This is a genomic window from Sporosarcina sp. Y1004 (genome assembly GCF_057669665.1).
Genome location: NZ_JBYHFQ010000049.1, coordinates 1 through 11,939, shown reverse-complemented (window position 1 = coordinate 11,939; position 11,939 = coordinate 1). Strand labels below are relative to the sequence as shown.

General features: G+C 38.1%; 9 protein-coding genes and 3 pseudogenes. 9 read left to right on the top strand and 3 right to left on the bottom strand.

What is annotated here, in order from left to right:
• Nucleotides 1–449: 449 nt before the first annotated feature.
• A pseudogene (locus AC25Y6_RS19375) lies at nt 450–599 on the top strand (VOC family protein); the annotation flags it as partial.
• A gap of 230 nt (nt 600–829) precedes the next feature.
• Here the strand turns inward: AC25Y6_RS19375 and AC25Y6_RS19370 are convergent.
• Nucleotides 830–1,729: pseudogene (locus tag AC25Y6_RS19370) on the bottom strand (IS110 family RNA-guided transposase); the annotation flags it as partial.
• A 131-nt stretch (nt 1,730–1,860) separates the two neighbouring features.
• Here AC25Y6_RS19370 and AC25Y6_RS19365 point away from each other — a divergent pair.
• The 7 genes and pseudogenes from AC25Y6_RS19365 to AC25Y6_RS19335 all read left to right on the top strand — a co-directional run bounded on the left by AC25Y6_RS19365 (nt 1,861) and on the right by AC25Y6_RS19335 (nt 8,447).
• Nucleotides 1,861–2,274, top strand: coding sequence for a hypothetical protein (locus AC25Y6_RS19365; protein WP_488144173.1), 414 nt, complete (start codon nt 1,861–1,863; stop codon nt 2,272–2,274).
• A 21-nt stretch (nt 2,275–2,295) separates the two neighbouring features.
• Nucleotides 2,296–2,913, top strand: coding sequence for a type IV secretory system conjugative DNA transfer family protein (locus AC25Y6_RS19360; protein ID WP_488144172.1), 618 nt, complete (start codon nt 2,296–2,298; stop codon nt 2,911–2,913).
• Nucleotides 2,914–3,609: 696 nt separating this feature from the next.
• Complete coding sequence (locus AC25Y6_RS19355; protein WP_488144171.1) at nt 3,610–4,470, top strand: amidohydrolase family protein; 861 nt, start codon at nt 3,610–3,612, stop codon at nt 4,468–4,470.
• A 572-nt stretch (nt 4,471–5,042) separates the two neighbouring features.
• A pseudogene (locus tag AC25Y6_RS19350) lies at nt 5,043–6,329 on the top strand (RecT family recombinase).
• A 2-nt stretch (nt 6,330–6,331) separates the two neighbouring features.
• Entirely contained in the window at nt 6,332–7,117 is a 786-nt protein-coding gene (locus AC25Y6_RS19345) for a hypothetical protein (RefSeq protein WP_488144170.1), read from the top strand.
• A gap of 69 nt (nt 7,118–7,186) precedes the next feature.
• Nucleotides 7,187–7,663 carry a single-stranded DNA-binding protein gene (gene ssb, locus AC25Y6_RS19340; RefSeq protein ID WP_488144174.1) on the top strand — a complete coding sequence of 159 codons (477 nt, stop codon included), beginning with the start codon at nt 7,187–7,189 and terminating at the stop codon, nt 7,661–7,663.
• A 79-nt stretch (nt 7,664–7,742) separates the two neighbouring features.
• On the top strand, nt 7,743–8,447 hold the full coding sequence (locus AC25Y6_RS19335; protein WP_488144169.1) for a PD-(D/E)XK nuclease family protein: 705 nt from the start codon (nt 7,743–7,745) through the stop codon (nt 8,445–8,447).
• A gap of 245 nt (nt 8,448–8,692) precedes the next feature.
• On the opposite strand, the gene AC25Y6_RS19330 is transcribed toward AC25Y6_RS19335, so the two are convergent.
• On the bottom strand, nt 8,693–10,447 hold the full coding sequence (locus AC25Y6_RS19330) for a PhoX family protein (protein ID WP_488144168.1): 1,755 nt from the start codon (nt 10,445–10,447) through the stop codon (nt 8,693–8,695).
• Between the two features lie 266 nt (nt 10,448–10,713).
• On the opposite strand from AC25Y6_RS19330, the gene AC25Y6_RS19325 reads away from it, so the two are divergent.
• On the top strand, nt 10,714–10,920 hold the full coding sequence (locus AC25Y6_RS19325; protein WP_488144167.1) for a hypothetical protein: 207 nt from the start codon (nt 10,714–10,716) through the stop codon (nt 10,918–10,920).
• A gap of 213 nt (nt 10,921–11,133) precedes the next feature.
• Here the strand turns inward: AC25Y6_RS19325 and AC25Y6_RS19320 are convergent, their stop codons facing one another.
• Entirely contained in the window at nt 11,134–11,451 is a 318-nt protein-coding gene (locus tag AC25Y6_RS19320; RefSeq protein WP_488144166.1) for a hypothetical protein, read from the bottom strand.
• Nucleotides 11,452–11,939: the final 488 nt, after the last annotated feature.

Below are 11,939 nucleotides of genomic sequence, written 5' to 3'. Positions count from 1 at the left end.
TAGTTGGGGGTTTCCCCCTGTGAGAGTAGGACGTCGCCGGTCTCATTAAAAAGTCATTGCCTTATAGGTAATGGCCTTTTTTGTGTTTATTTTAATGTCAAGCTCTACAACTTTGATATATCTATAAGAAGTTTTAGTTGTAAATATGAAGTAACGGGCTGGTACGAAGTGCTCGTCCGCATATAAGTTAGTATTTCTGGCGAGGATGGTATTACATAGGCGCAACTTAATGGTGTCGGTATGTCGGAGGGCCTAGATTCTCGCGACCTTTTGAAATTTTATACTGCAGACTTTGAACAAAGTATTCACTGAAATAAAGTTAATCTTGGAATGTACTATTATCAATAGGTTAACATTAACAGATATTTAGAATGAACAGTATGAAACTATTATAGGAGAGTTCTAAAATGAAAAAGAAAATGAACTATTTAATCTTACTTTTAACGACCATCGAAGATATTGAAGCTGTTGTTGCCAAGTTGAAAAAGAAAGGTACGAAAATCTTTAGTGAGATACTACACTATGAAGAAAGTTATAAGTTATGCTACTGCAGTGGGCCAGAAGGAATTATTTTAGAGTTGGCGGAGAAAATCAAATAAATTATGGGTAATTAATAGTTATCGGTCCAATAATTGATGAATTTTGACAGACCGCCACTGAAATATGTAATCACGTCGATAAAGTTGTTCCGTAAGCGTTTCTGTTCTTATTCAACTCCCATGAAAATTAAATGCCAAAACTTCGTAAAAATGGCAAGACTAAAGAAGACGCAACTCATGTTTTTTTAAAAAAATGCAGCGCCTGGGTTTGGATCGAGTTATTTGTTGGATTAGAAGACTTGCGGTTCAGTAATTGTAACGTTGTATCCTAAGTTTTCGAGCCTTCGAACAGAATACCGTACAATAGATTGTTGCTTTTGTTTGTCAAAATAATCTTCGCCTAAGTCTACATACATTTCTTTGCGTGTTAAGAGATAATAGGCAATCCTCAAAATGGCATGAGCGACAGAAATACCTGCACGTTTTTTGCCTTTTCGTGCAGCTGTGCGCCTATACATTGCTCCAAGATAGGTCTTCGACCCTCTTATAGAGTGAGCGGCTTCTACTAAGGCCGACTTTAGATATTTGTTTCCTTTTTTTATATTCGTGGATTTCCTTTTACCAGCACTTTCATTATGGCCAGGGACTAATCCTGCCCAGGAACATAGATGGGAAGAGCTTGGAAATTGATTCCCGACATCGATTCCGACTTCAGCTAGGATTTGTTCAGCCATACGAGTGGCAACGCCAGGAATAGAATCCAACCGTTCAAGATCATCTTTTTTCTTTTTCATTGTACGACGAGCGAAGCTCGCAAGTTTTATAGGATCATCCTCCCCATCTGCGATGGCATTAAGCATGTCACGAGCTGAAACACCCATAATATCGGAGACAACGGAGTCCAACTTGATATTCGCTCCTTCTAACACTTTTTGAATCCGATTATGTTGTCTTGCGTGCTCTTCAATAATACTGCGACGATAGCGAACCAACTCTCGAAGTTTCCGTTGATTTCGATCAGGAATAAAACTCGCTTTGAGTAGTCCATGACGAAGTAACTTGGCAACCCATTCGGCATCCTTCACATCGGTTTTGCGACCCGGCACTGCTTTCATATGTTGGGCATTCACGACTAGAAACTCAATTTTCTCAGCTTCTAGTATGTTAACGATAGGCCTCCAAAAGACGCCTACTGGGTTTCCATTACCTGAAGAAGTAAGATATAAAAATAACCTATTTGACACAAAGCACGTTTCATTCAGCCATTGAATGGAACGTGTTATTTTTATTTCCATTTTTTTCGAAAGGGGGAAGTCGCAAAGTGTTTTTCAAAACTAAAGTCTGTAGAAATAAGCTATATATCTACCCTGAAGTCGAAGCCCATGTAGCAAAACAAAGCCCAGCCGATCTAATCGAGCTGGGTTTTGTCGTCCTTGAAACATCCCTTCTACTGTTGAGGATGATGGATACCCAAACCTTCAAAAAGGATATGCGTTTTTGGGGAAAGCGTATATCCCAAAATTCCAATGCGTTACCCGAATTATTATGGGAAGAAGGTGAACATGCAAATCAACTAATGTTAAAAAAACAGAACAAAGAGCACCTGGGATTACTCAGATATAAAATATTGAGAACCATCCTGACGTTGTTCAGCTTTGAAGAAGGTTATCGTGCACCATTCAAAATTGATCAAATCCATGAGAACTTCAGCAAGTGGGATTGGATAAAAAAATGAAACTGATAGGAGGTGAGGCAGATGGGTATGCCGATTGTATGGCAAGGGAGTGATTGTTTCACACATATGCTTGCAGTAGGTCCAACACGTTGTGGCAAAACGGCAACGATATTAAAACCGATGATTTATCAATTACTGCTGCAGAAGAAACGAGGGGTACCATTAGGTATACCCGTTGTCGAACCAAAAGGTGATGTTGCAGCAATGGTAAATGAAATGTGTTTCGAAATGGATATCCCATGTATTCATGTTGATCCTGACAAACCCAATTCCGCATGTTTCAATCCAATAGAAGGTGACACGGATACAGTAGCGGAAGCGACGGTCGATGTATTAAAAGGTTTGTTCGGAAAGCAGGATGCATTCTTCGCAACCGTTCAGGAACTATCAGCACGTAATGTAACGAAGCTACTTAAAGAACTGCATGGAAACAACATGGATATTGTCGATGTAATGAACACATTGCGTGATCAGAATGTCTTGCTGCAAAAGGTATCGGAACTGAAGCATCGGGACGGCATTGATTTGCTTATGTATTTGAAATGGAGCGGTAAACACTTCAATGAACGACTTATTATAATTACTGAATCAATTAGGCCCTTGCAACCGCTAAAGGTGACTACTAAACGCTTAAAGTAGGGATGGCCCTAGATATGGATTTACGGGATGGCATTAAAGAGCTTCAAAAGCTCTTTTATTTCTTAGATGATTCCGGATAGTTTATTAGCGAAGTAGGAGATGCGGAAGAATATGGTTTAAATGTATGATATAAAACTCTGAATACTTGTTATAGGAAGGGAGCTGAGTCATGTCAGATGCAAATAAGAAAAAACAGCAAGATAAGAAGACAACTCAGCTTCAGAATTTAAATATCCTGTTCAAGAAGAAAAGCTAACTGTTCCTAACCCAGTATCGGAAGTATTGTACGAAACAAAATAACAATAGAATAAGTTAATTGTAATGAGTAATCCCTTGGAGAAGAGGAATTCATTTTTAAATCAGATCTTACAAGGGGTTACACCTATAAAAATAACGGGTGTGGGAATTCGATAGGGAAAGCTAACTCGGAAACTTTCATCTTTCAAGTAACGGGGCAGGGTGTTTCTGGATGAAGGTATATATGAAACGAGTGAAGAAATATACTAAAATAGATGTTTATGTTGAACTAATGAAATGAGATGGTAATCTATAAGTTCTTTTTCCTGTGTATCCACTTAGTCTCAGATTTGTTATTTAATTTTTAACAGCGGGATGTTATCTAACTCTGCTAGAGGTGAGTTGCAGTTAAGTGGTTTGATATACAAATTAGACAGTAATTCGAAAGGGAGGATTAAATTGATTGTTGATTGCCATTTTCATGTGGATGAAACAATGTTGACTTTAGAAAAAATGATAGAGGGTATGGATAAAAATGATGTAACTAAAACAGCGCTAATTGCCCCTATGAATGAAAAAATGTTTGAATTGGATAGCACTTTTCAACATAATTTACAATGCTTATTCCGTTTTCTAATACTAAATGCACCTCAAATTGGGCTCGGAATTTATGATGGTCTAGTAAAGGATGGCTATTTGAAACTTTATGGCAATTCATTCAAGATTTTTACCAAACCGAGCAATGATATTGTTGCTACTGCAATTAATAGATTTCCAGACCGATTTCTAGGCTGGGTAGCAGTGAACCCACTGATACCTGTATCAGTGGAAGAAGTAGAATTATATCTTAATAAACCTAGTTTTATTGGAGTGAAAGCTCATCCGTTCATGCATGAATATAGTATTGAGGCACTTGCTCCAGTTGCGACTATGTGTGAATCAAAAGGTATACCTATGATTATTCATCTATCTTCAGAACCAGACTCCTATAAATATTTACCTGAAAATTTCCCCAAACTTAAATTAATTTATGCTCACGCCGGTCTTCCTTTTTGGAAAAAACTTTGGAAATACGTTAAGGATCAACCAAATGTATTTGTTGACACATCAAGTGATTATCTTAATCCATCTATTGTAAAGAAGGCAGTGGAATATTTAGGATATCGTAAAGTTCTTTATGGTTGCGACGGACCATATGGAATGACAAAATTTAATGAATATGACTATTCGGCAAAGAAAAGTTGGATTGATTCACTTCAAATTCCTGATAACCAAAAGGAATATATACTTGGAAAAAACTTTTTAGGATTGATTGATTAATTCAAAAATCTATCAACAGATCAGTTAAAAGATTACTTAGCTAAGTCAAATGAACATTCTCGTTGGCTTCACCTAAAACTAAGGAAATCGAAAAGCATCTTTAGTTAAGATGCTTTTCTTCTTCGCAATAACGTAGATACTGATTTTCATTCGATTTGCGAGGTCTTCTTGAATTGGGTATCATATATACATATTTCATTAGTTTTTACGTCACCATTTTACCCCGGTGAAAGTCGTTAAACCTTTTATTCATTTCTAAAGGAGATTCGACACAAATGTTCAGCCTAAGTATTTTCATTCTCTTTTGAGAAAGTTAGGCAGACGTTTTACGTTACAAAATTTATGTAAGAACACTAGATACTTACGCATCTTTTGCGTGATATATATTTTAAAAGCCGATTGATCCCACTATGGGGGACATCGGCTTTTTTGTTTCAAAAAATCTGAAAGGAGTGCTGCAATGAAATGAAAACAAAACAACTTTCGTTTTCTGTTGCAATGGGTTACACAAAAGTCGAATGATCCCTTATGGGTGTAGTCGACTTTTTTATTTATAAAAATTACAAAAGGAGATGGTTTTAGTGGAAAAAGTACTTACGTTTTCAAACGAACAGAAGTCGTTGATTTGGAATCGATTTGTTCAGCCAGCAAAAGGAACTCAAGAAGAGGCGAACCATTTTATTGAAGTCTGTGAAACATTCGGCTTAAATCCATTGCTCGGTGATATCGTTTTTCAACGTTATGAAACGAAGAATGGACCGAATACATCTTTCATTACTACTCGCGATGGGTTACTTCGTGTGGCTACTTCGCAAGAAGGATATGTAGGACCTCCTAACGCGAATGTGGTGAGAGAAGGAGATACATTCGAGTTCATCCCATCAGAGGGAAGTGTTCAGCATGAGTTCGGTCAGAAGCGTGGTCCAATACTTGGTGCATATGCAGTCATGCATCATAAACGTTTTAGGCCGGTTGCCGTATTCGTAAATTTCCAGGAATACTTTTAAGCAAATTCAGGCGAACTCAACTCGAAGTACGGCAATAAAAACACTTGGGATAAAATGCCGTCCGCTATGATCCAGAAGATAGCAGAAGTCTTCGTACTTCGTCGTCAGTTCCCTCTAGGTGGTTTATACACTCGTGAGGAAATGTCGCTCGAAGAAAACGATAACGCTAATAGCGGAAACATGGATGTAGCAATGAAATCAAATCCAGCCCCCAACAAACAAGACGTGGTTGCAGGAAATCAACAAATTCCCGAGCCGGATGCTCAGCAATCAAATGATAAAAATATTGAAGGTGTATTCATTCTACAAAGTTTTGAAAAAGGGATCAGTCCACAAAATGTGCCATTTGCAAAACTAAATGTCATGGATAAGGCAACCAACGAAGTGAGTCTTGTTCTAGTAAAAGGGAAACAGGACGTAATCGATTCTCTTAGCCATATTCAAATGGGTCAGGAGTTGGCTTTGGTCATTAAGAAAGAGAGTGGCTTCAATTTCCTTGAAGAGTTCTCTTATCTTCAAGTGAATGAGCAGCCTGTACAATCTGAATCGATTCAAAATGAATCCATTCAAGAGCCTGTTCAACAGGAGAAGGAAACAGCTTCTGAACCACTGGATGCGTTCATCATGGAAAAGTATGAACAGGGAACAACTCCCGGCGGCGTTTCTTTCGCAAAAATGTATGTAAAGAGTGTTGCCAGTAATACTCAATCAATGGTGTTTGCACAAGGGGAAGTTGCGGTTCAAAAAACACAACATCTTATTGAAGGGGATAAATTTAAGATGCAGACCCGTACGGAAAATGGATTTACGTTTTTCGAGAAATTGGGAGATGCAGATAAGGGGGTGGCTTAATCATGCTTCCTGAAATCCTGAAAGTTGCAGAGGAATATGGACTTACGTTTAATCCTCGCTATTACGGTAAAAAGGAGACTTTTTGCAAATGTAGCTTTTGCGAAGAGGACTCCAAACCAGGTAAAGGACATAAATATTATTTGTCACTTAACACGCATGACCAGGTATTTAAGTGTTGGTTTTGTGGTGTGTCGGGTGGCGTATTAGACTTTGAAGTTAAGTTGTCGGGACTACCCTACTCTGAAATACGTAAAAAGTATTTTGGAGCAAGAAAGAAACCCATTCATCCGGCTGAATGTTTGAATGCTGGTCAACTTCGATCCATTGGATGGGCTGAATATAAACGGAAAAACCGAGCCGCATTCAAAAAGAATAGAGAAATGGTCTTAAATGACTGGCAGAACTATGAATACGAAGAGCTTGTTAAGTACTTTGCCATGTTCATAGTGGTAGCTCATATAGAAAATCAAGAAGAACGTCAAAATGAGCTTCTTCACTTTATCATGCATTCCTGTCACGATACACAAATTCATCTGATGTTCAATCGACTGCTGGCTGAATACGTGAAAGATGAAGATGAACGTACTGGATGGGCTATAGAAGGTGCTGAGATTGGAAGGGCTGCATGGAAAGCCTCACTGTCCACTTATGACTTTAAATTGAATAAAGTCGTACTGAACGTGGCCTTTCTTTATCACATGTGGAAGACGAATAAAAATCGAAAACGAAAAATTGAAATGTGCAAACACAATATAAAAACTAACAAAAAAGTGTCTTTGGCTAATTAAAATATCCGTTACCCTATACGGAGAGAAATAAGGGACATGGCTGAAAAACAGTCATGAGAAAAGGAGAACATTATGAACAATGTGAGTTTGGTAGGTCGTCTGACGAAAGAGCCAGAACTAAAATACACGCAAAATGGTGTCGCCGTTTGTAATTTTACGCTTGCGGTGAACCGTCCATTTAAAAATACCAATGGCGAGAGTGAAGCTGATTTCATCATGATTCAAGTATGGAGAAAGCCGGCTGAAAATGCAGCGAACTTCCTTAAAAAAGGCAGTCAAGCTGCGGTGAATGGTCGTATTAGTACCCGGTATTATGAGAATGACAAAGGAGACCGTGTATACGTAACTGAGGTTGTCGCTGATTTTGTGCAGTTCCTTGATCCGAAATCACAAGGTCAAGGCAATCAACAACAGCAAGGACAGGGGAGCTACGAGAAACAGCCCAATCCTTACGCTGGTAACAGTAACACTCAAAGTCAAAATGGTAATCAATTCGAAACGGGCGGAGGTCCTATTGCAGTTAGCGATGATGACCTGCCGTTCTGATGGGAGCTTAGTAGAAGGAGATTGGGTATCCAGTCTCCTTTTGTTATTTGAAAACAGAAAGAAGACAGGAGAGATCATATTGATTTACTCTTTTTCACGTTTGAACCTTTACACAACCTGCCCTTATCGATTCTTCAAGAAGTACATCGAAGGATACGAAAAACCGACCACTTATCCTCTAGCTTTGGGCAAAGGAGTTCATAAAGCGGTCGAGGATAAAATTAATGGGGTTTCTCATTCAGAAGCCATTTTAAACGGGATGATTGAAGCTGAGTTTCATCCAGAAGTGACTATGGATGAAATGTCAGAGTTGGTTAGTCATGCACCGATTAAAGAAAACATGGGTGAAACGGAGATTCATTTTCAACTATCACTTTCTGATGAAGATTCAGCCCCGATGTTACAAGGCTATATTGATCTTGTGTCACCGGATGGAAGTAAAATAGTCGATTGGAAGACGAACAGGGTTAGATACGACGTTCGAGACAATCATCAGGTAGGGTTGTATGCGTGGGCGATAGGGCAATTGAAGAACAGAACACGAGTCGAAGGCAACTTGTATTTTCTTCGATTCAGAAGAGCAAGTAAGCATGTTTTCAATCATGCCGATATGGGAATCTCTAGACGATGGGCTTTGGGTATAGCAAACGAAATCAATTCTAAACGGGAGATTTTAGACATGTTGCCAGAAGAAGCGGAGAGACTATTCTTGTCAACGCCTTCCAGTCATTGTAGGCATTGCCCGTTTGTAATTGAGTGCTACCGAAAGTTCAGTAGTTACTAAAAGATGAAAACAGGATAGGGGTATCGCCGATGTGGATTCCCTTCGGTATTATTAAACAGACCCGTTATGCCCAAAAAAATCCGCAGAATTACATAGCCAATAATTGACTATATAACCTCTGCGGACTTATTTTGAAGGAACAATATTTAATTGTATGATTTTTATTGAGAATTGTATCTTGAGCTTTTAATATTCGAAGACCGAATTAAAGACCGTTAGATAGATTTCTAACGGTCTTACTTAGCTTATTTTTTATCAACAGGAGGTAACTGGATATAACCGATGTTCCCTGGGTTTTGAGAACCAACCATTAAGTAAGAGTACCCATTTAAATTATCAATGGCTTGTATTCCAGTTACTTCACCGCCATTAGGTGCAGAAACGACACGAGAAAGTTTCTTGGTATCAACATTATAAGCCCAGCCAATATTATTTACATGATTGCCAGTGTCCTCAGCAATAAATAAAGTTCTTGAGTTTTCAGAGTATACAATGTTATCTGGATTGGCAATTTTATCAAGATGAGCTTTGTTGCCTTCTTCATCTTTTGGAATGTCTTCACCTACTAAAATAGCTTCCATTTTAGTTGCCACATGATTACTGTCAATAGGGTTACCTTCACGATCTGTTTGTTTATCAGTTAGACTCATTTCATAAATACCACCTGCATTGATTTTGGGTAATCGAATATCATCTACAGGATCATTTGGATTTTCTTCCATGGCTTTCGCAATCGTGGACATAGCCATGTAGACTTTGTTATCGGCTTTGTTGAATGTGACTGTTTCCATCTTATTAAACTCTGACGTTGCTCCAAGCATAGCCCCATATCGGCGAGATTCTAAGAAAGCAGCTGCTTTTTCCATGCCTGGTTTTACTTTCAAAAATTCTTCACCAGTTGCAGTTTTAATATGGCTGAAGCCATTTGCTGCTGCATACTCAGCATCATTTGCCGTTTCAAAAATATCACTGAATGTTAGGGTTTCAGCTAATTCTTTCATTTCTTGGTCCGATGCATGTCCCAATTTAATCCATTTTAAATTTCCAGCACCGCCGTTTTCGGCACTAGTTTGCTCAAATTTTGCGGCATATAATGTCCCAGCAGATAAATCCTTTTCTTTGTCAGCTATGTACATAAAGGACATCACATAGCCGCCGTCATCCCCATAGTAAACAGTACGGTTATCAGGTGCTACTGTTACATTTTCAAAAGATAACCGACCCATGCTATGGTGTTTGACCGCTTTTGCTTTACCATTTGGATGAACGGATACTTCTGTTGTATAACCATATAAGTAAGGATTTCCAATTGCTTCTGGATCTTGATAATAATTTTTAGCAAATTGTGTAACAGAAGATTTTTCAGGATTTTCTTCATGAGCACGTGCATTTGGTTCATATTCCTCACTGCCTAAATGAGTGTTCCAAGGAGATAAGATGCCGGCACATGGAGTCCAAACACCTCCGTATGCTGAAAAGTCAATCGGTTTAATATCAGTAATTTCGAGTACGCCCGTTTTCTTATCTTGTTTGACAGTATTTAAATATAACGCTCTTGGCACTGTACCAATTTCATTATTTGGCATACTCTCAAAATGATTGATCATATATAACTTGCCGCTTTTTCCATTTACACTAAGGAGTGAGTTTGCATCTGGTGCAGTTGAAACAATAGGCTCGCCATTTGCTTTAGTTATGATATTGCCGTTGATGTCGTATGCAGCTCCGACAATTTTGCCATTAATGACATCACCAGGCTCTGCTAACGAAGTATAATCCAACTCAACTGTTTTTTTAGTACCGTCTCTTAATGTCACCTTTACTTTGGCATCACTGTACATTGTTGATTTTTCCTCGTTAGTAACAGGTGCAGGCATACCAATAAATTCAACAGATTTTACGCTTTCTATTTGTTTATACGGTTCAGCAAATACATTGACCGCAGATGGAAACAGAAGTGCTGCACTTAATAGTGGAATAATTACCTTTTTTTTGTTCATAATATTAAACCTCCCATGGTTAACTAAAATATAATTCCTTAATTAGCGTAATATTAGAATGTTAAGGAAATGTTAATGAAACATTGTAATATTGTAAATTCCTCTATTTATAAAAAAATAATACTTTCTAGCTAGAAATGAAATATGAACTATCGAGTAATTATATGTTTAAAAGTGGATGGTAAATAGGAGATTAGCTTCGCGAAGGATTCAATTGACTTTTAATATATTTCACGCCTACGAGAACGACCAAGGGGATCGTGTATATGTTACAGAGGTTGTCGCTGACTTTGTACAGTTCCTTGACCCCGAAACCACAAGGACAAGGCAACCAACAACAGCAAGGACAGGAGAACTATCAGAAACAGCCTAATCCTTACGCTGGTAACAGTAACAATCAAAGTCAAAATGGTAATCAATTCGAAACGGGCGGAGGTCCAATTGCGGTAAGTGATGATGACCTGCCATTCTAATAGGAAAAGTTAGATAGTAAGAGATTGGGAAACCAGTCTCTTTTAGTTTACTAAACATTCATATTCCTACCTGAATTATTCGCCCGTTCAATCAATGTGGAAATTCAAAAGTAAATCTATCTGAAATAGCTTATATAGCTATAAATCTGGAATTCTCAATGATAGGCGCAAATACTTGGGGGCTATTAATAATATGTAAATATGGGTTATAGTCTAAAATACTTTATTAATCCAACATAATTTACAAGGACTCGTTGAAAAGGGGAGATAAATTTGAGAAACCCAGAAGAATTTCATGGGGGGCATGAGCAGCATCGGCATGAGCATCGGCATGAGCACCATCATCACCATTATCATCATGGTTCCCAAGGTCATCATGTAGGCCATCAAACAGGGCACCATATGGGACACCACCACATGGTTCAACCGGTAAATTTTTACCCTGTAGGTCATCACGTAAGCCACCACGATCACATGGGACATCATCAATTTGGAGGATTCAACCGTTTTTGAAATAAGATTTGCTCTCAATACGTATGTAAAACATTGAAATTCAAATGTCAAAACAAACGGAATTGTATTGTCATTCCGGATCTACACCATCTGGCTATTGCAGACATTGTTCTTTTGCCATTGAATGTTATCGAAAAATCTGTAGTTATTAAAAGATGAAAACATAATTAAAGTACACCGATGCGGTTTATCTCCTTCGGTGTCTTTTGTGTTCAATAAATAGTGGAGGAGTGATATTTACATGACTATGGTTACAATAACAGAAGTATTAACAATTATAGGTGCAGGTGGCGGCATTGCTGCAACGTCTTATCTGATTGGTTTAATTCAAGGTAAACGAAAAATAGATAATATCTGAATTCCTTAAATTATATAACTATCTAAAATGTTTTTTGTTTTTCCATGGTTGGACACCCCTATAAATATTTTGTCATACAAAAACTGCACCTTAATTGTTAGAAGTGATGTGCACCCCAAAAGTTAGAGTCAAAATCTAACTTCTGGGG

Bases quoted from the DNA above. Each gene is read 5' to 3' on its own strand.
- AC25Y6_RS19360 (WP_488144172.1), top strand. From the start codon at position 2,296: ATGGGTATGCCGATTGTATGGCAAGGGAGTGATTGTTTCACACATATG.
- AC25Y6_RS19345 (WP_488144170.1), top strand. From the start codon at position 6,332: ATGCTTCCTGAAATCCTGAAAGTTGCAGAGGAATATGGACTTACGTTT.
- AC25Y6_RS19330 (WP_488144168.1), bottom strand. From the start codon at position 10,447: ATGAACAAAAAAAAGGTAATTATTCCACTATTAAGTGCAGCACTTCTG.
- AC25Y6_RS19325 (WP_488144167.1), top strand. From the start codon at position 10,714: ATGTTACAGAGGTTGTCGCTGACTTTGTACAGTTCCTTGACCCCGAAA.